At 70.3% G+C, this 18,018-nt stretch carries 15 protein-coding genes and 3 pseudogenes; 9 read left to right on the top strand and 9 right to left on the bottom strand.

Translation table 11 applies throughout. From position 1 onward, the window contains the following. Window positions 1-150, top strand: a pseudogene (locus LDQ05_RS16605) (hypothetical protein); the annotation flags it as partial. Window positions 151-175: 25 nt separating this feature from the next. Here the strand turns inward: LDQ05_RS16605 and LDQ05_RS16600 are convergent. Continuing rightward, a pseudogene (locus tag LDQ05_RS16600) lies at window positions 176-328 on the bottom strand (ferredoxin-like domain-containing protein); the annotation flags it as partial. A 147-nt stretch (window positions 329-475) separates the two neighbouring features. On the opposite strand from LDQ05_RS16600, the gene LDQ05_RS16595 reads away from it, so the two are divergent. Continuing rightward, window positions 476-892 carry a PPOX class F420-dependent oxidoreductase gene (locus LDQ05_RS16595; RefSeq protein ID WP_226438060.1) on the top strand — a complete coding sequence of 139 codons (417 nt, stop codon included), beginning with the start codon at window positions 476-478 and terminating at the stop codon, window positions 890-892. Between the two features lie 599 nt (window positions 893-1,491). Here LDQ05_RS16595 and LDQ05_RS16590 read toward each other — a convergent pair. Then, the gene (locus tag LDQ05_RS16590) at window positions 1,492-2,433 is read right to left on the bottom strand and encodes a GlxA family transcriptional regulator (protein ID WP_226438059.1); all 942 of its coding nucleotides are present in this window, start codon (window positions 2,431-2,433) and stop codon (window positions 1,492-1,494) included. 107 nt (window positions 2,434-2,540) lie between these two features. On the opposite strand from LDQ05_RS16590, the gene LDQ05_RS16585 reads away from it, so the two are divergent. Continuing rightward, window positions 2,541-2,852 (top strand): putative quinol monooxygenase, encoded by a 312-nt coding sequence (locus LDQ05_RS16585; protein ID WP_003941073.1) that lies wholly within the window; start codon window positions 2,541-2,543, stop codon window positions 2,850-2,852. Window positions 2,853-3,507: 655 nt separating this feature from the next. Next, window positions 3,508-3,936, top strand: a pseudogene (locus LDQ05_RS16580) (transposase); the annotation flags it as partial. Window positions 3,937-4,877: 941 nt separating this feature from the next. Here the strand turns inward: LDQ05_RS16580 and LDQ05_RS16575 are convergent. Then, complete coding sequence (locus LDQ05_RS16575) at window positions 4,878-5,402, bottom strand: hypothetical protein (protein ID WP_226438058.1); 525 nt, start codon at window positions 5,400-5,402, stop codon at window positions 4,878-4,880. 285 nt (window positions 5,403-5,687) lie between these two features. Between LDQ05_RS16575 and LDQ05_RS16570 the strand changes: the two genes are divergently transcribed. Beyond that, window positions 5,688-7,013, top strand: coding sequence for an ISL3-like element ISPfr2 family transposase (locus LDQ05_RS16570; protein WP_226438057.1), 1,326 nt, complete (start codon window positions 5,688-5,690; stop codon window positions 7,011-7,013). 181 nt (window positions 7,014-7,194) lie between these two features. Here the strand turns inward: LDQ05_RS16570 and LDQ05_RS16565 are convergent, their stop codons facing one another. Continuing rightward, window positions 7,195-7,959 (bottom strand): TSUP family transporter, encoded by a 765-nt coding sequence (locus LDQ05_RS16565; protein ID WP_226438056.1) that lies wholly within the window; start codon window positions 7,957-7,959, stop codon window positions 7,195-7,197. A 134-nt stretch (window positions 7,960-8,093) separates the two neighbouring features. Between LDQ05_RS16565 and LDQ05_RS16560 the strand changes: the two genes are divergently transcribed. Genes LDQ05_RS16560 through LDQ05_RS16545 form a run of 4 tightly spaced genes read left to right on the top strand, consistent with a single transcriptional unit; the run spans window position 8,094 to window position 12,739 of the window. Beyond that, on the top strand, window positions 8,094-8,678 hold the full coding sequence (locus LDQ05_RS16560) for an FxsA family protein (RefSeq protein ID WP_226438055.1): 585 nt from the start codon (window positions 8,094-8,096) through the stop codon (window positions 8,676-8,678). A gap of 19 nt (window positions 8,679-8,697) precedes the next feature. Beyond that, window positions 8,698-10,305 carry an amidohydrolase gene (locus LDQ05_RS16555; RefSeq protein WP_226438054.1) on the top strand — a complete coding sequence of 536 codons (1,608 nt, stop codon included), beginning with the start codon at window positions 8,698-8,700 and terminating at the stop codon, window positions 10,303-10,305. Then, window positions 10,302-11,948: an apolipoprotein N-acyltransferase gene (gene lnt, locus LDQ05_RS16550; protein ID WP_226438053.1), complete on the top strand. Its 1,647-nt coding sequence runs from the start codon at window positions 10,302-10,304 to the stop codon at window positions 11,946-11,948. The genes LDQ05_RS16555 and lnt overlap by 4 nt, the downstream gene beginning before the upstream one ends. Then, the gene (locus tag LDQ05_RS16545; protein WP_226438052.1) at window positions 11,948-12,739 is read left to right on the top strand and encodes a polyprenol monophosphomannose synthase; all 792 of its coding nucleotides are present in this window, start codon (window positions 11,948-11,950) and stop codon (window positions 12,737-12,739) included. Before lnt ends, LDQ05_RS16545 begins: the two co-directional genes overlap by 1 nt. A 19-nt stretch (window positions 12,740-12,758) precedes the next feature. Here the strand turns inward: LDQ05_RS16545 and LDQ05_RS16540 are convergent, their stop codons facing one another. The 5 genes from LDQ05_RS16540 to LDQ05_RS16520 form a co-directional block, all read right to left on the bottom strand. Then, window positions 12,759-13,772, bottom strand: coding sequence for an AurF N-oxygenase family protein (locus tag LDQ05_RS16540; RefSeq protein WP_226438051.1), 1,014 nt, complete (start codon window positions 13,770-13,772; stop codon window positions 12,759-12,761). Beyond that, window positions 13,759-14,724: a prephenate dehydrogenase/arogenate dehydrogenase family protein gene (locus tag LDQ05_RS16535; protein ID WP_226438050.1), complete on the bottom strand. Its 966-nt coding sequence runs from the start codon at window positions 14,722-14,724 to the stop codon at window positions 13,759-13,761. The genes LDQ05_RS16540 and LDQ05_RS16535 overlap by 14 nt, the downstream gene beginning before the upstream one ends. Beyond that, a complete protein-coding gene (pabB, locus tag LDQ05_RS16530; RefSeq protein ID WP_226438049.1) occupies window positions 14,718-16,856 on the bottom strand; it encodes an aminodeoxychorismate synthase component I in 2,139 nt (712 codons plus the stop codon). The genes LDQ05_RS16535 and pabB overlap by 7 nt, the downstream gene beginning before the upstream one ends. Window positions 16,857-16,865: 9 nt before the next feature. Continuing rightward, window positions 16,866-17,216: a chorismate mutase gene (locus LDQ05_RS16525; RefSeq protein ID WP_226438048.1), complete on the bottom strand. Its 351-nt coding sequence runs from the start codon at window positions 17,214-17,216 to the stop codon at window positions 16,866-16,868. Window positions 17,217-17,432: 216 nt separating this feature from the next. Then, on the bottom strand, window positions 17,433-17,771 hold the full coding sequence (locus tag LDQ05_RS16520; protein WP_226438047.1) for an RNA polymerase-binding protein RbpA: 339 nt from the start codon (window positions 17,769-17,771) through the stop codon (window positions 17,433-17,435). Window positions 17,772-18,018 lie beyond the last annotated feature (247 nt).

Raw genomic sequence — 18,018 nt, 5'->3', positions numbered from 1 at the left:
GTCAGCGCCGGCAAGGGCGGTAACGGCTGTGCCTCCGTCCACCGTGAGAAGTTCAAGCCGCTCGGTGGTCCCGACGGCGGCAACGGCGGTAACGGCGGCGACGTCGTTCTCGAGGTCGAGGTCCGTGCACGGTCGACCCGGCATCGGCGAGTGCGGTGGCGAGCCGCTGCCGGTCGCCGTGCAGCAGCAGTTGCCCGTGCTCGGTCAGGTGCAGGGTGTGGTCGCCGTGGGCGTGGGCGATGTCGGCGAGGGCCTGAAGTGCCGCCGCGGTCAGCGTGCCGGCGGGCAGGTGGATCTCGACGTGTTCGGTGGGGGTCGGGTCGGTCACGGTCCCAGTATCCGCGGTGGCGGTACCACCGCCACCCGGTGACGTCGATCATCGACGAACTGCGCAGCCACGACCCGCACCCGCCGTTTCGGGACGTGCCACGCGGCATCCCGGCATGAGCGTCACACGTTCCGTAGGGTGAGCGATATGCCCGAACCGGGAACCACCGCGCCGACATTCACCGACCTCGCGGACGCACAGTACGTGTCCTTGAGCACCTACCGTCGTGACGGTACCGCCGTGCCCACCGCGGTGTGGGCGGTCGCCGACGACGACCGGCTGCTCGTGTGGACGGTCGCCGACTCGTACAAGGTGCGGCGGTTGCGCCGCGACCACCGGATCACCCTCGCGGTGTGCGACGCGCGTGGCCGGGTCCACGGCGGCAGCGTCGCCGGCACCGCGACGATCCTCGACGACGCCGACACCGACCGCACCCGCGCCGCGATCATCGGCAAGTACGGACTGTTCGGGTGGATCGCTGTCAAGACCAGCCTGCTGCGGCGCGGTCGCGCCGGCACGGTCGGTCTGGCCTGCACCCTCGATCCGGCCCCGGGAGCACCGTGAACGTCCACGATTTCACCGTCACCGCGGCCGACATCCGCTGACTTGACGTCCTCCCGGGTGTGAACGACCGGGATTCCCACCACACCGCTACGCGGCGTCCGGGCGGGTTCCTGTTTCACCGGGGCCCGCTTTCCGCTGAGCGGACAGACCGACCCTCATCACGGCAAACGACTCTCGCAGAGCACAGTTCGAGGTGAGCCAACCGGGCTCTTCCCAGATGAGGGTGTAGGTCGGCCGGGCGCGTCGGTCCGCAGATAGACGTCGAGATCTCCCGACGATGGAGGTTCCTACGCCATCCATCCGAAAGACCTCGACGTGTCCGAAGCTACCCCGCCGGCCGGCTTCGGCCGCCCTGACCTGACCGCCTTCGCGTCTTATCCCAATCGACTCTGATCGGGTCTGCTGATCCTCTCGACGAGAACGCAGCGACATCACAGCCACCCAACCCCGACCGTCCGGGAAGCCGGGACACGTCACATGGCCTGTGCTGCGGGCGTGTCGAGTGGGTCGTCCAGGGGCGACGCAGGAGCGTCGACGCGACGTGCTGAGAGGTGGTTTTAGTCGAGCACTAGCACACCGGCTACAGGCATGGCGATAGGTCAGGAACGGCGTCGCTCCCTACGCAGGAGGGAGCGCAGAGTCTCGGCGTTCGCGTAGCCGACCCGTAGCGCGATCTCGGCGGAGGTGAGGTCCGTGGTTGCTGAGAGGTGCCGAGCTCGTTCGATGCGAAGCCGTTGGACGAAGCCGAGCGGAGTGAGGTTGAGCGCCGCACGGACTCGTCGTTCGAGGGTGCGCCGGCTGGTGCCGAGCGACTGCGCGACGAAGGCGACGTTGAACGGTTCGTCCAGGCGGGCGCGCACGAAGCGTTCGAACTCGACGACGATCGGGTCCTCGTGCCGGAGATGTTCGTAGGCGACGAAGGCCGCCTGCGACGGGCGCTCGTCGATGATGAGGAGCTTGGCGACATGTTGGGCCAGGTCGGGGCTGATCGATCGCACGAGTGAGAGCGCGAGGTCGATGTGGGCGAACGCGGCGCCGGCGGTGACGAGGTTCCCGTCGACCACGACCATGGTGTCGAGATCGAGGGCGACGGTCGGATAGCGCTTAAGGAACTCCGGCCCCAGGAACCAGCTGGTCGTCGCCCGCCGATGATGCATCCGTCCGGTCTCGGCGACAGCGAACACGCCGGTGCACGCCGCGGCGATCCGGGTGGTCGCCTCGTCGAGGCGCCCGAGCGAGGCGATGACCGAACGAGCATCTCGGCTGTGGAGGGCGTCGTTGGTAGCGGCGGCCGTAAGGGTTCCAAGCGCAGGGACGACGACCACGTCGAACTCTGCGGACTCCGACAGCGGATGGTCCACCGACAGGGTCATCGATGCCGTCGTGGTCACTCGCCGTTTCGGTCCGAGGATGGCGAGTTCGATCGGGTCGATCCGCGGGTCGACATCGCCGCGGGCTCCGTCGGCCACCCGCACGATGTCGATGATCGACGCGATAGCCGAACCGAAGCAGCCGTCGATCGCGATCAGTCCGATACGCATGACGTAAACAATAGCAATACTGCCGTATACGCCACTCCCCACCGGCCCTCGCTCGTCATACGCTGAACTCGTCCCACGAAGAACCCCGACTTCAAGGAGAGTCCCTCATGTCCACACCCGCATCACTTCCGTATGCCTTCGTCGCCAAGATCGTCGCGGCCGATGGACAGCACGACGCGCTCGCCGATCTGCTCGCCGGCGCTGTCGCACTCGCCAACGAAGAAGTAGGAACGATTGTCTGGTTCGCGGTCAGGACCCACGCCGACACCTTCTGGATCTTCGATGCATTCCCCGACGAGGCCGCTCGCGACGCCCACGCCAACGGCGCCATCGTCGCAGCCCTGATGGCCAACCAGCACCTCCTCGGCGCAGCACCCGAGATCCTGGCGGCCGACGTCCTCGCGTCCAAGCTCCCGTAGTCCGCCAATGCACGAGACGATCGCGCCCCGCCGAGCCGTCGCCAGGTCGCGACGCAACGCCATGCTGCGTTGCCGAGCGGTGCGAGGCCTATCGGCACACGGACAGGATGCCGGCCGCGAGCGCTCAGCCGGCGAGGGGTCCGTCGCAGAGGAGAGCGACGTCGGTGTCGGGCAGAGCCGTGAGGCCAGCGCATCGCGCGACCACCAGAACCGAACCGCCCCTGCCCTGCGTTTCCGCAGGTCAGGGGCTGTTCGCCGGAGCCGCCTGTGGGAATCGAACCGACGACCTAATCACGTCGGCTTTGCGTCTATCGCTTGATGCGCCCACTGGGCGAACGAGCCGCTGACCTGCGCAAAAGCCGAGCGTGGGGGACGCCGCCATCCGGTGGTGACCGACGACGATCGACCAGTACCGACCGTTTCACCGGAGCTTGCGGCGGCGTCGAAGCCGAGCAAGCTCCATTCCTTTAGCTCACCGCGCCCTCCTCCTCGCCGGTCCCGTCGTCGTCGAAGACGTTTCAGGGTCTTCTCAGATGACGGTGTAGGTCGGCCGGGCGCGTCGGTCCGCAGATAGAGAGCGGTTGGCGCGGACACTCCTTCGTCGTGCCCTTGCCTCCATACTTCGATGCTCGCCGTTGCACTCACGCGACACCTCATGCTGCACAGCGTGTATGACCAACCCACCGCGACCGCGGTGCATGAGCAGTTCGACCGGCTCCTGGAGTACACAGACGGGCGACTGCATGAGGTCGCCGACCACCTCGGGGACGCCCGGGAGGACCTGCTCGCCTTCACCGGGTTCCCGGACGACGTCTGGCGACAGATCTGGTCCAACAACCCCACCGAGCGGCTCAACCGGGAGATCCGCCGCCGCACCGACGTCGTGGGCATCTTCCCCAACCGAGATGCCATCGTCCGCCTCATCGGCGCCGTCCTGGCCGAGCAAACCGACGAATGGGCCGAAGGACGCCGCTACCTCGGCCTCGAAGTCCTCAGCCGCTGCCGACTCACACTGACCACCAACCCCGACACCAGCTCACAGACGGAGATGAACACCGATGACCTGATGCAACTACCCGCCTAATCGCCACCGAAGGATCAGAAACGAGTTACACCACTACCAGGGGCTTGACCTGCCGTGCTCCTGGTCGAGCTTTTGGGCTGCCCGAAACCGACACACCTCTGGCTGAATTTCAGACCCACAAGACGCCACACAGTAGGCACTAGCAGTGAGCTGGGGAAAGGCGCTGGTCAGCGCCCCTGCGGCGAACGCGACGTTCGCCTGATTTGTTTATCGCACGTGCGATAAAGTTTGGGGCATGAGTGCCCTTCCAGACCAAGGCTCGTGCGCCCATTGCGGCGGCGCGATTCCGGGCCGGCTTGACCCCCGTGGGCGGCGTGCTCGGTACTGCTGTGGAGCGTGTCGAGCCGCTGCCTCTCGTGCGCGTGCCGCCGCGTCTGCTGCTGTCGCTCCGGCTGGTGAGGACCGGGTCGTCGCGGCGGTGGAAGCGCTCGCGGATATTGCCGAGGAACGAACGCTGACACCGGCGGAGTTGCACCACGCTCGGCGCATCGTTGACGCGGCTGCGCGCGTCTCGGAAGCGCACCGAGCACGTTCTCAGAGTCGGGCGGCGCTGGTGTCTTCCAAAGCGTCGGCCCCCGCGCCGGATGCGGGTCACGGATAGCGGAGTCCCGCGAGGACTTCGAGGCGCGGGCGGCGGCGCGTCGTGAGCGTGCGGCGGAGCTGAGGTCCGGAGGTGCGACGTACCGCGAGATCGCCGACGCCCTGGACTGCTCGACGGGCACGTCGGCAGGCTGCTGCACGAGCACCGGGCGCGGACCGGCGTACCGCAACCGGGGCGGGGCCGGCGCAACACCACGGTGCCGATGCCAGGCAAAGCAGCCAGCTAGCTTTCATCGTGCTCAGGCGTGGTGCGGCCGGTTCCCGGTGCATCTGTGTAAACGAAGTGGAAGGCTCCTGGCCGCGAGGTCAGGAGCCTTCCACAGTTAGTGACTCATCGTGGGTCAGAGGCCCTTACGAAAGTCGCTGATCCGCTTGTCTGCCCAGGCGTAGGCATCCCCTCGCAGGGTGCCGGGGTTGGCCTCCCAGCCGGAGCCGCCGATCAAGGACTCGATGGTGGTCAGGGTCCCGAGCAGGGCTTGAATCCGTGCCTCCCAGACCCGTGCGCTGGCGATCTCGGGATCAGGGACCTGCGCGACCTTGACCAGGAGTGAGTACCGACGCGCCGACCGCACAATCGGCGACCAGTGGACCATCGCGAGGTCGCCGGTCTGTGGGTCCTCGGAGGGGTCGGGACGTCCGAACTGACGAACATGTTCTGAGACCTCGGCCGTCCACTTTGCATAGGCCATCGTGCGGCGCGCGGCCTTGTACGCGGCCTCCGACTTGCCGGGGTAGAAGACCGCACCGTGCGGATCGGCCAGGACGTACACGAACGGGCCGGGCAGGTCGGTGAGGTCTGCTGGGTCGAGGAAGTCGAGGCCGGTCAGCTCGGCCACGCCTTCGAGGGTGAGCGTGTCTACGGACACGGAGGTGATGAAACGGCGCATAGCGCTGCTCTCCTTGCTTCGGGCGGTCGTACCGTGTTCGGTCGATCCACCGTGAATAGGGTCTGTGCGGGCCGTGTACACACCGGGGTGTGTCAGCGACCGTGCACGTCAGGGACTGTAGCACTAATCGACGGATCGGGGGACGCCCGAGAACCGTCCATCCCGACACGCCTCACCACCTGGCAAGAAGCTAGTAGCGCAGCACGTTCGTCGAGGTCTCCCGACGACGGAGGTTCCTACGCCATCCATCCGAAAGACCTCGACGTGTCCGACGCTACCCCGCCGGCCGGCTTCGGCCGCCCTGACCTGACCGTCTTCGCTCGACTCGACGGCCTCGGTCTGAGCGTGACCGGACAACGACTTGAACCGGATCGTGCGGTCCTCGCGTGCCGCGTGGTGGAACCAGATCAGTGGTGCCGACGGTGCGGCAGCGAAGGCGCTGCTCGTGACACCGTGATCCGGCGGTTGGCCCACGAGCCGCTGGGCTGGCGACCGACCGTGCTGGAAGTTGTAGTGCGCCGCTACCGCTGTGCCGACTGCGGACACGTGTGGCGCCAAGACACCAGCGCCGCGGCGGAGCCACGCGCGAAGCTCTCGCACACCGGGCTGCGGTGGGCGCTGGAAGGGATCGTGGTCGCACACCTCACCGTCGCCCGTGTCGCCGAGGGACTCGGGGTCGCGTGGGACACCGCCAACAACGCGGTCCTGGCCGAAGGCAAGCGGCTGCTGATCAACGACCCCACGCGGTTCGAGGGCGTGAAGGTCATTGGCGTCGATGAGCACGTCTGGCGCCACACCAGGCGTGGCGACAAGTACGTCACCGTGATCATCGACCTCACCCCGGTCCGCGATGGCGCCGGCCCAGCAAGGCTGCTGGACATGGTCGAGGGCCGGTCGAAGGCGGCGTTCAAGACCTGGCTCGCCGACCGCGACGACGCCTTCCGTGACGCGGTCGAGGTGGTCGCGATGGACGGCTTCACCGGGTTCAAGACCGCCGCTGCAGAGGAGATCCCGGACGCGGTCACGGTGATGGATCCCTTCCACGTCGTGCGCCTGGCCGGTGACGCCCTCGACAGGTGCCGGCGCCGGGTCCAACTCGCGATCCACGGGCACCGTGGGTTCAGGGACGACCCGCTCTACAAGTCGCGGCGCACGCTGCACACCGGTTCGGACCTGCTCACCGACAAGCAGAGCGACAGGCTACGCGCGCTGTTCGTTGATGACGCTCACGTCGAGGTCGAGGCGGCCTGGGGTGTCTACCAGCGCATGATCGCCGCCTATCGCCACGAGGACCGGCAACGTGGCCGCAAGCTCATGGAGAAGCTGCTCACCGACCTCAGCGCCGGCGTCCCCAAGGTGCTCACCGAGCTCACCACCCTGGGCCGGACCCTGAAGAAGCGAGCCGCTGACGTGCTCGCCTACTTCGAACGACCCGGCACCAGCAACGGGCCGACCGAGGCGCTCAACGGACGGCTCGAACACCTGCGCGGCTCCGCACTCGGGTTCCGCAACCTGACCAACTACATCGCCCGAAGCCTGCTCGAGACCGGCGGCTTCAGACCCCAACTCCTACACCCCCGATTGGGATGAGCCCTGAACCGGGCTGCGGCCACGGCGGGGTTGGGGCGATCGCCTGAGTTGCACCCGCACATCGGCGTGCGTGGCGCCCGCAGCCCGCGCCACCTCCAACGCCGCGTCCGCGACCGCGTGCAACGGAAACACCCGGAACTGCACGCCCACCTCGTTCATGCGAGACACCGTGTCGGCCGGCTCACCCGAACTGCTGGAATCCGAGCCGGATCACCATCGCCACCACCACGACCAGCAGCACCACCCGCACGAACCGGGCACCGCGCCGCAACGCCATCCGCGACCCGAGCACCGACCCGGCCACATTGCACACCGCCATCGCCAATCCCAGCGACCACCACACGTGCCCACCGGCCGCGAACAGCAGCAGCGCCCCCAGATTCGATCCGAAGTTCAGTACCTTCGCCATCGCCGCCGACCGCACGAACTCGGCGCCGAGCATCGCCGCGAACGTGATGATCAAGAAGGTGCCGGTGCCCGGGCCGAGGATCCCGTCGTAGAACCCGATCACCGCCGCGGCCGCCGCCACCACGATCACCGTGCGCCGCACACCCGGTTGCCGGGTCGGGGCCGTCCCCAGGGCGGGGCGTGCGGTGACGAACACCGCCACCGCCACCAGCACCACCATCACGATCGGGATGAACACGTCCCGATCCAGCAGCGACACGGTCGCCGCGCCCGCCGCCGCCGCGGCCGCGGACACCAGCGCCGCGGGCCCCAGGATCCGCCACGGCAACCGGATGCGCCGCGCGAACGTGAGCACCGCCGCACCCGTCCCGCAGATCGCGGTGAGTTTGTTCGTCGCCAACGCCGCCTGCGGGGTCAGCTGCGGCGCCACCAGGAACAACGCGGGCAGCAGAATCAGGCCGCCGCCGCCGACGACCGCGTCGACCCATCCGGCGGCCGCGGCCGCGGTCAGCAGCATCGCCCAGTCCCCGACACCCACGTCCGGTATTCGACCACGACCGGTGGACACGATGCCGGATCCGGGAGCAAAACCGCCGTGCCGTTCGTTGACGGACCAGAATACGCCGCCCGCATCCCCCGCGGGTCGCGGGCGGCCCACGGAAGGAAACACCGATGTACCTGCTGCTGTTCGTCGCCTACATCGTCGCCGAGATCGCGGTGCTCGCGTGGCTCGGCTCGGCGATCGGGGCCGGCGCCACCGTGCTGGTCTTCCTCGCCGTGAGCGTCGCCGGGTATCTGACCCTCGGTGCGCTCGGTCGTCGCGCGCTGCGGGACCTGTCGACGCTGCGTCAGGGCCGGGTCCCGAGCACCGCCACCGCCGAGACGCTGCTCACCGACGGCGCGCTCGTCGGGGCGGGTGCGGCACTGGTGCTGGTGCCCGGGTTGCTCACCAGTGTGGTCGGGATCGTGCTGCTGGCGCCGACCCGCGCCGCGGTGCGTCCGGTGGCCCGCCGTCTCGCCGCACGCCGCGCCGGCCGCGGCGGGATGCGCGCGCAACGGCTGGTCGTGGTCGACGGGCAGGTGGTCTCGCACACCGTTGTCGGTACCGATCCGGTGCTCACCGGGACCCGACCGGTTCCCGATCCGGGTGGTCGTACCGTGCGCGATGATCACCGTCACACCGTCATCGACACCGGTGGGCACACCGTCGTCGACACCGAGATCGTCGACACCCCGAGCGGCCGCGACGACCGGTGAGGGGGCACACTGGACAGCCGTGACCACCACTGCACGCACCCAACTCTTCGTCGGCGGCCGCATCTACAGTGCGACCGCCCCGGACGCCACCGCGATGGCCGTCACCGACGGGCAGGTCGTGTGGGTGGGGCAGGACCGTCCCGGGCGGGCCCTGCACCCGGACGCCGAGATCGTCGACCTGGACGGGCTGTTCGTCGCCCCCGCGTTCGTCGACACCCATGTGCACACCACCGCGTACGGGTTGAGCCTGACCGGTCTCGACCTGTCGGACACCACCGGCGCCACCGATCTGCTGCGTCGTGTCGGCGAGTACGCCCGCAACCACGACGACGCCGTGGTGTGGGGGCACGGCTGGGACGACACCCGCTGGCCCGACGCCGCGCCGGACACCGCCGAGCTCGATGCCGTGGCACCCGGCCGCGCCGTGTATCTGACCCGCGTCGATGCGCATTCGGCGATCGCGTCCACCCCGTTGCGTGCCCTCGCCGGGAACCTCACCGACCTCGACGGGTATTCCCCGCACGGCCCGGTCACCGCCGCGGCGCATCATGCGGTGCGCGCCGCCGCCCGCGCCGGACTGTCCGCCGGGCAGCGCGCCGCGGCGCGGACCGCCGCGCTCGACGACATGGCGGCGCACGGGATCGTCGCCGTCCACGAATGCGGCGGCCCCGACATCGCCGGGCTCGACGACTTCACCGAACTGCTCCGCGTCGATCATCCGGTGGAGGTCCGCGGCTACTGGGGGCAGGCCGTCTCCTCGGCGGAGGACGCGGCGGCGGTGCTGGCCGCGACGGGCGCGCACGGTCTCGGTGGGGACCTGTTCGTCGACGGCGCGTTCGGGTCGCACACCGCGGCGCTGCACACCCCGTACCGGGACCGGCCCGACTGCCACGGACGGCTGTACCTCGACGCCGCCACGATCCGGGCTCATCTGGCGGCGTGCACGTCCGCCCGGATCCAGGCCGGGTTCCACGTCATCGGGGAGGCCGCCACCGCCGCCGTGGTCGACGCGATCGCGGCGGTCGCCGCGGACGCCGGGGGACCGGCGGTCGCCGCGTGCGGGCACCGCCTCGAACACGCGGAATCCGTCACCGCCGAACAGGCCCGGATCCTCGCCCGCTACGGGGTGATCACCAGCATGCAGCCGATGTTCGATGCGAGGTGGGGCGGTGACGACGGCATGTACGCGGTGCGGCTCGGCGCCGACCGGGCCGCCGCCCTCAACGATTTCGCGGCGATCGCCGCGACCGGCACCTCCCTGGCGTTCGGATCCGATGCTCCGGTGACGGCGCCGCGGCCGTGGCCGATGCTGCGCGCCGCGGTGCACCACCGCACCCCCGGATCGGGGATCTCACCGCGCGCGGCGTTCGCGGCGGCGACCCGCGGCGCGTGGCGGGCCGGTGGGGTGCGTGACGGTGCCGCCGGCACCCTCGATCCGGGGGCGCCCGCGTCGTACGCGCTGTGGGAGACCGGGGATCTGGTGATCAGTGCGCCGCAGGACACGGTGCAGCGGTGGTCGACGGATCCGCGGTCGCGGGTGTCGCCGCTGCCGGATCTTTCGGCGGGCACCGACGACCCGGTGCTGGTGCGCAGCGTGCACCGCGGCCGTGTCGTGTACGCGCGGTGACCGCCCCGCAGCTTCGCGTCGTCGCGGTCCGCGTGGCCGCGTCGATCACGGCGGGTCTGCTGCTGTTCGCGTCGTTCCCGCCGCGGTCGTGGTGGTTCCTCGCGCCGGTCGGCATCGCGGTGCTCGTCGCGGTGCTGACGGCGCGACCGATGCGGCGGATCGCCGGTTTCGGGTACGGCTGCCTCGCGGGCCTCGGGTTCTTCGTGCCGCTGCTGCCGTGGGTCGGCGAGTACGTGGGGCCGCTGCCGTGGTTGGCGCTCGCCGCTGCCGAGGCCCTGTTCGTCGGGGTGTTCGGGGCGGTGACCGTGCATGTGCGGACCCTGCCGGCGGCACCACTGTGGATCGCCGCGTGCTGGTCGCTGACCGAGTATCTGCGTGCCACCGTGCCGTTCGGTGGGTTCCCGTGGGGGCGGCTGGCGTTCGGGCAGCCGGACGGGCCGTTGGTGGCGTTCGCCGCGCTCGGTGGTGCCCCACTGGTGTCGTTCGCCGTCGCGGTGACCGGCGCCGGTCTCGCCGCCGCGGTCACACCGATGCGGCGCCGGGCGGCGCCGGGCGGCACCGCACCGCGGGACGGATGGTGGCGGGTGGTCGCGTGGACGGTGACCGCGCCGATCGTCGCGGTCGCGGTGTCCCCGGTGCTCGTCACCGGCGCCTCCGAGCAGGCGGATTCCGGCCAGGCGGATTCCGTCACGGTCGCGGCGGTCCAGGGCAGTGTGCCGCGGCTCGGCCTCGACTTCAATGCGCAACGCAAGGCGGTACTCGACAATCACGTCGCGCGCACCCACGAGCTCGCCGCGCGGGTCGCCGCGGGCACCGCCCCGCAACCGGACGTGGTGGTGTGGCCGGAGAACGCCTCGGACATCGATCCGCTGCGCAATCCCGACGCCGCCGCCGACATCACCGGTGCCGCCGCGGCGATCGGCGCCCCGATCCTCGTCGGTGCCGTCCTGGTCAACGGGGACGGCACCACCACCAACTCGGTGATCGTGTGGGATGCGGCGACCGGGCCGGGGGAGCGGCACGACAAACGCATCATCCAGCCGTTCGGCGAGTATCTGCCGTACCGGTCGTTCTTCCGGTTGTTCTCCGACTACGCCGACCGCGCGGGGCATTTCGTGCCCGGCGACGGGGACGGCACCGTGCGTGCCGCCGGCATCGACATCGGTGTCGCCACCTGTTACGAGGTGGCGTTCGACCGGGCGTTGCGGGACTCGGTGCACGCCGGTGCGCAACTGCTGGCGGTGCCCACCAACAACGCCACGTTCGGGGACACGGAGATGACCTACCAGCAGTTGGCGATGTCGCGGGTGCGGGCGGTGGAACACTCCCGCTCGGTCGTCGTGGCGGCAACCAGCGGGGTCAGCGCGATCATCGGCCCGGACGGTGCGGTGCAGCAACGCACCGAGTTGTTCGTGCCGGACGTGCTGGTCGCGCAGCTGCCGCTGCGGTCACACGTTACGCTGGCTAGTCGGCTCGGCCCCGCTCCCGAGTTCGTGCTCTGCGGCGGGGCGGTGATCGCGCTGTGCGTGGCGGCGGGTGCCGCGCCACGCCGCCGCCGGTCACAGCAGCCACCGGACCCACAGCCCGGGCCCGGCACAGCAGCAACACCGGCCACCGGCCGGATCGACAGGGAGGACCAGTGATGGCAGCGGCGACGCCGGCCGGGGACACGAACGCACCGAGCGCACGGACCCTGGTGATCGTTCCGACGTACAACGAACGCGACAACATCGGACGGATCATCGGCCGCCTGCACGCCGCTCTCCCGCACACCCATGTGCTGGTGGTCGACGACGGCAGCCCCGACGGCACCGGCGCCGTCGCCGACGACCTCGCCGCCGCCGACACCGCCGGACGCATCCACGTGATGCACCGCACCGACAAGAACGGGCTCGGCGCCGCCTACATCGCCGGGTTCCGGTGGGGGCTCGACCGCGGCTACCACGTGCTCGTCGAGATGGACGCCGACGGCAGTCACGCCCCCGAACAGCTGCATCTGCTGCTCGAACGGATCGACGCCGGCGCCGATCTGGTGCTCGGCTCCCGGTATGTGCCCGGCGGCACCGTCGTGAACTGGCCGTGGCACCGCGAGGTGCTCTCACGCGGCGGCAACCTGTACTCGCGGCTCGCGCTCGGGGTGGGCATCCACGACATCACCGGCGGTTACCGCGCCTACCGGAGGGAGGTTCTCGATTCGCTCGATCTCGACGCGGTCGCCTCCCACGGCTACTGCTTCCAGGTGGACCTGGCGTGGCGGGCCGTGCAGGCCGGTCACACCGTCGTGGAGGTGCCCATCACCTTCACCGAACGGGAGATCGGCGAATCGAAGATGAGCGGGAACATCGTGCAGGAGGCACTGCTGAAGGTCACCGTGTGGGGGCTGGCCGCGCGCTGGGCGAAGCTGCGCGCACTGCCGGCCCGCCTGCGACGGTAGGGCCCGCGGCCCGGGACGGTCAGCCGCGGCGCGGATACGGCCAGCGGGCGTCGAGGTCGTCGCCGAACCCGAGGTCGGTGCACAACCGGCGGATGGCGCTGCAGTCCTGCACCACCGGTTCGGTCGCGGCCCGCTCGGCGGTGTCGGCCAGCAGTGTGTCGGCACCGGGGATCTGCTCGTACCGCAGGATCGCCTCCCAGGTCGTCAGGTCACCGCCGGTGAATGCTTCCACCCCCGCGGCGAGGGCGTCGAGCAACGCGTCCCGGTCGGTGTCGTCGAACACCTCGAGAAGCATCCGCAGCAGTTCCCCGGCCAACGAACCGTGGCACAGTTCGTCCCGCCGATGCACCGCGACGGTGCTGCGGTTGACCGGCTGCAGCCGCTCGCTGCCGGTGAGCAACCCCAGGTACGCGCTGATCGACGTCTCCGCGACGGTGGTGTACGCGAACCGCACCAACGCCGCCGATCGCGGGTCCGCGGCCCGCGCCACCGCCGCGTCGTGTTCCCGCACCGTGCGGCAGTCGGGGAGCACCGCATCGGGCAGCGCCCAGCCGCGTCGCCGCCGGGTCACCGCGTTCGCGTTGTGATGCATCAGGGTGTGGTACTGCTCGTCGACGGTGGCCTGCAGCACCCCGAGCTGCACCGTGTCCGACGGCCCCACCCCGAACACGTCGGTGAGGATCAGCCCGAACCCGGGATTGACGACACGCTGCTCGATGTCGACGACGTTGCGGTTGTATGCGATCCACGCCCACGCCCGCAGCCGCGCCCGCCGCGACTCGTCCAACGCGAGGTAACGCGGATGGTCGTGGAAGGGCAGCAGTTCGTCGGGGAAATCGTCGAGCGCCGGATCGAACAGCGCATCGAGATCCGTCTCGGGTTTCTTCACGGCGGCGCGGCGCGGCCACGACCGGGACAATCCCGCGATCACCGCGCTCTCGGCCACATCGGTGATGTCGTGGTCGGGCAGTGCGGGTGGCCGTACCCGCGCGGCGAGACGGTGCACCCGCGCGCGGGCGTCACGGTCGGTCATCGCCACCCCCGTTCGAGGCGTCGGGTCCGGTCGGTGGGGCGGCCGCGGGGAGATCCTCGAACACCCGGCCGCACAGCCGACGATACCGTTCCGCGTCCGGGTCGAGGGCGGCGCGCGCGGACCGTTGCAGCGCCGTGAACCCGTCGAGATCCGCGGGCCCGGACACCGCGTCGACGGCATCGACCGCGTCGCGCAGGGCGCGGCGCGCGGCCGCGGCGTACGGGTTCGCGGCCTGCACATCGTGGTACACCTCGCCGGTGCCCGACGCGACCCGCGCCAGCAGGGCCCGCAGCAGCCGGTGCGGCGGCGGCGCGGCGCGCTCGGCGGCGGCGGGCGGATCCAACCGGGTCAACGCCACCCCGAACGCCAGGACCGCCGCGTGCGTCAACGCCTGGGTGGCGGCGGCGATCCGGTCGTGTTCGTCGGCGGTCACCGGCACCGGCAGCATCCCCCACCGGCGCAGCGTCGCCATCAGGTCGTCGACGGCGGGTCCCGCACGGTAGGTGACCGTGGCGACGGGCCGATCCCGCATCGGCAGGGTCGGCGCGAACATCGGGTTGATCCCGAGTGCTGCGCGACCGCGCAGCCCGGTGGCGACGGCGTCGGCCATCGCGGTCTTCACCGACACGGTGTCCACGAGCAGCGCATCGTCGCGCAGCAACGGGTCGAGGGCGGTCACCGCGCGCACCGCGACGGTGTCGGGCACCGCGAGCACCACGGTGTGCGCGGCACGCAACGCGGCTGCGGCCGCGCCGGTGGGGGCGGTGATGTCGCCGCGCACCGTCCGGGGCGCCGGATCGGGGCGGTCCGCGCCGTCGGTACCGGTGGCCGCCGGCACCGCCGGATCGAGGATCGTCACGGCACGACCGTCGTCGCACAGGGCCCGGGTGAGCATCGTCCCCACCGCACCGGCACCGCCGGCGATCACCACCGCGCCGGTGCCGGTCACCATCGGGTGCCGTCGGCGACCGGCGCGCCGCCGGGGGCCGCCCCGTCGGAGTCGATCCCGACCGTGGGATCGGTGAGGCACCGCCGCATCGCGACGGCCTTGACGAGGGTCTCGTCGAGTTCGTCACCGGGGTCGGACAACGCCACGATGGCACCACCGATCCCGAAGGTGACCTCCCGGTCGGTGGCGACGAGGGTGCGGATGACGATGGACAGGTCCACGGTGCCGGTGAGCGAGAAGTAGCCGAGCGCCCCCGAATACACTCCGCGCGGGCCGTCCTCGAGTTTGTCGATGATCTCCATCGTGCGCAGCTTGGGGGCGCCGGTCATCGATCCGCCGGGAAACGCGGCCCGCACACAGTCCACCGGGGACACCTCGGGGCGCAGCACACCGCGCACCGTGGACACCAATTGGTGGACCGCCGAATAGGTTTCGACGTCGAACAGTTTCGGTACGTGCACCGAACCGGGGATGCACACCCGGGACAGATCGTTGCGGACCAGGTCGACGATCATCAGGTTCTCGGCCCGGTCCTTCTCGCTGATCCGCAGATGCTCCCGCAACGCGCGGTCCTCGTCGTCGCTGCCGCCCCGCGGCCGGGTGCCCTTGATGGGTTTGGATTCGACGACACCGTCACGGTCGATGCGCAAGAACCGTTCGGGGGACGCGGAGAGCACCGACAGCTCCGGGAACTTCAGCAGGGCACTGTAGGGGGTGGGGCTGATCGCCCGCAGCTGCCGGTAGGTGCGCACCGGGTCGATGCGCCGCGGCACGGTCGCGGTGTTCGTCAGGCACACCTCGTACGTTTCGCCGCTGCGGATCTCGGCGAGGCAGTGCCCGATCAGCCCGAGATACCGTCCGGGGTCGTGCCGCAACCGGATCGGGGTGTCCCCGTCGGTGCGGGTCAACGGTGGGGGCGGGGGCGCCGGTTCGTCGTCGGCGAGGGTGGCCAGGGCCGCGGCGGTCTCGTCGAACCACGCCGCGGTGCCCGCATCCGCATCGTCGACGGTGGGGTCGGTCAACGCCAGCAGATAGCAGCGGCCCGCATCGTGATCGAGGACGACGGCGCGGTCCGCGAAGACCATCGCGGCGTCCGCGACGGGGGAGGTGTGCACCAGCTGCGCCCCCGCGTCGGCCTTGAGTTCGTACCCGAGATAACCGACGTAGCCGAGACCGAACGCGAACGGCAGATCGTCGCGGGGCGCGACCCGCCGCTCGGCGAGCCGCCGGTCGAGGTGCTCGAAGAACGTGCAGTGGAAGACATCCGGGTCGGCGCCGGCCCGGAACTCGCGGACCGTGGTCTCGGCGACGCTGTAGGTGACGAATTCGGCGCGGGGCCCGGACGCGTCCCCCATGACGGTGAACCGGGAGTCCGGTTCGTGGGCGCACGACCCGTCGAGCAGGAAACTGTGCGGGCCGGCGGCGAACAACCGTTCGTACGCCGCGTGCGGATCCGGGTGGCAGTTCAGCACCCGGCTCGCGAGCACGTACCGGAACGGCGTCGGCGGCACCGGACGCGGTGGGGGTGCGGCGGTGACCGTCACCGCCGTCCGGGTGGGGGTCGCCGCCCGGAAGTTGGTGAGCAGGTCGGCGCCGAGGTCGGTGCCGATGGACTCGGGATGGAACTGCACGCCCCACAGCGGCCGGGTGCGGTGCGCGACCGCCATGAGCAGGCCGTCGTCGGTGTGGGCACAGCCGACGAGGTCGTCGGGGACACGATCGGCGATCAGCGAGTGGTAGCGCACCGCGGTGAACGGGGACGCGAGTCCGGTGAACAGGCCGGTGCCGTCGTGGTGGATGTCGCTGGTGCGACCGTGCACCGGTTCGGGGGCGGGGACGACGGCGCTGCCGAACAACTGGCACAGCCCCTGGTGTCCGAGGCACACCCCGAGCGCCGGCACACCGGCGTCGAGCAGTGCGCGGGCGCTGATCCCGAAGTCGCGGACCCGGTCCGGGCGCCCCGGGCCGGGGGAGATCACGACGTTGTCGAACCCGTGGGTGAGCATCTGCTCCCACCCGGTGTCGTTGGGCACGACCACCGGAGGAATCCCGTTGACGCTGCTGAGCAGGCTGTAGAGGTTGTAGGTGAACGAGTCGTAGTTGTCGACGAGCAGGGTCCGGGTCGGCAGCGGCATGACACCTCCTCAGGCGGGATGATCACCGGAACCGGTGGTGGACGGGTCGGTCGTGGCCACCCCGGCGACGATGCGGTCCTCGACGCGGCACGCCTCGGAGATCAGCAGCTCGTACAGGTCCCGCACGAAGTCGGTGGACATCCCGTGCCGGTCGGCGTAGTCGCGTGCACGACGGTGCACCACCTGCATGCGCCCCGGTTGCAGCACGTCGATGCCGTGCCGCTGCTTCAGCTGCGCCACCTGCACGCACAGCGCCAACCGGTCGCGGATGCCGTCGAGCAGGGCCGCGTCGACCCGGTCGAGTGCGGTGCGCAACGCCTCGAGTTCGTCGAGGGCGGCTCCGGTGTGTTCGTCGGTCATGTGCTCACCCCCGGTGTGTCGGCGACCGCACCCGTCGTGGCCGTGCCGGTCGCGGAATCGTGCTCGGCGGATTGGCTCATGATTACACGGTGCCGGATCCACCCGCCCGCAATTCGATCTTTTCCGTGCGCCGGACATCGACTCGTGACAGCGCGCCCGGGAAAACGAAAATGCCGTTGCGGGAAACAATTCCCGCAACGGCATCGGAGTGTCCGGTCAGGCGCCGCGACGTTTGCTCTTGATCAGGTCGAGACGTTCCTGGAGCAGTTCCTCGAGTTCGTCGACCGAGCGTCGTTCCAGGAGCATGTCCCAGTGGGTGCGCGGCGGCTTGGTCTTCTTCGGTTCCGGTGCCGCCCCCTCGACCAGGGTGCCCTCGAGCCCGTTCTTGCAGACCCAGGTGCCCGGGATCTCCGCGTCGTCGGCGAACGGCACATCGAACTCTTCACCGTTGTCGCAGCGGTAGCGGGCGATACGGCGCGGCGCCAGATCGTGGTCGCGGTCGGTTTCGTAGCTCACCGCCCCGAGCCGGCTGCCTCGCAGTACACGATCTGCCATGGTGGTGTCCTCTCTCGTTCTGCTCCCGCCCGGTGGATCCGCCGGCGCGGGTCCACGCGGGATCCACGTGCACCCCGTTCAACGTCGGGCGGGCCGGATCCGTTCCCGTCGCGGGGACACGGCCGGTGTGCCAGTTTACCGGGCAGCCGACGACCGTCGGTAACCTGTCGCCCATGACCGGAGGTGAGCGGCGCCCCACCAGCTGCCCGTGGTGCGGCCGCCCGATCGGAAGAACACACGTCTGAAC

The organism is Rhodococcus yananensis (assembly GCF_020515525.1).
In the GTDB taxonomy this organism is placed as follows: Bacteria; Actinomycetota; Actinomycetes; order Mycobacteriales; family Mycobacteriaceae; genus Rhodococcus; species Rhodococcus yananensis.
The sequence above is the reverse complement of the archived record's forward strand: the minus strand, read 5'-3'. Positions and strand labels throughout refer to the sequence as shown.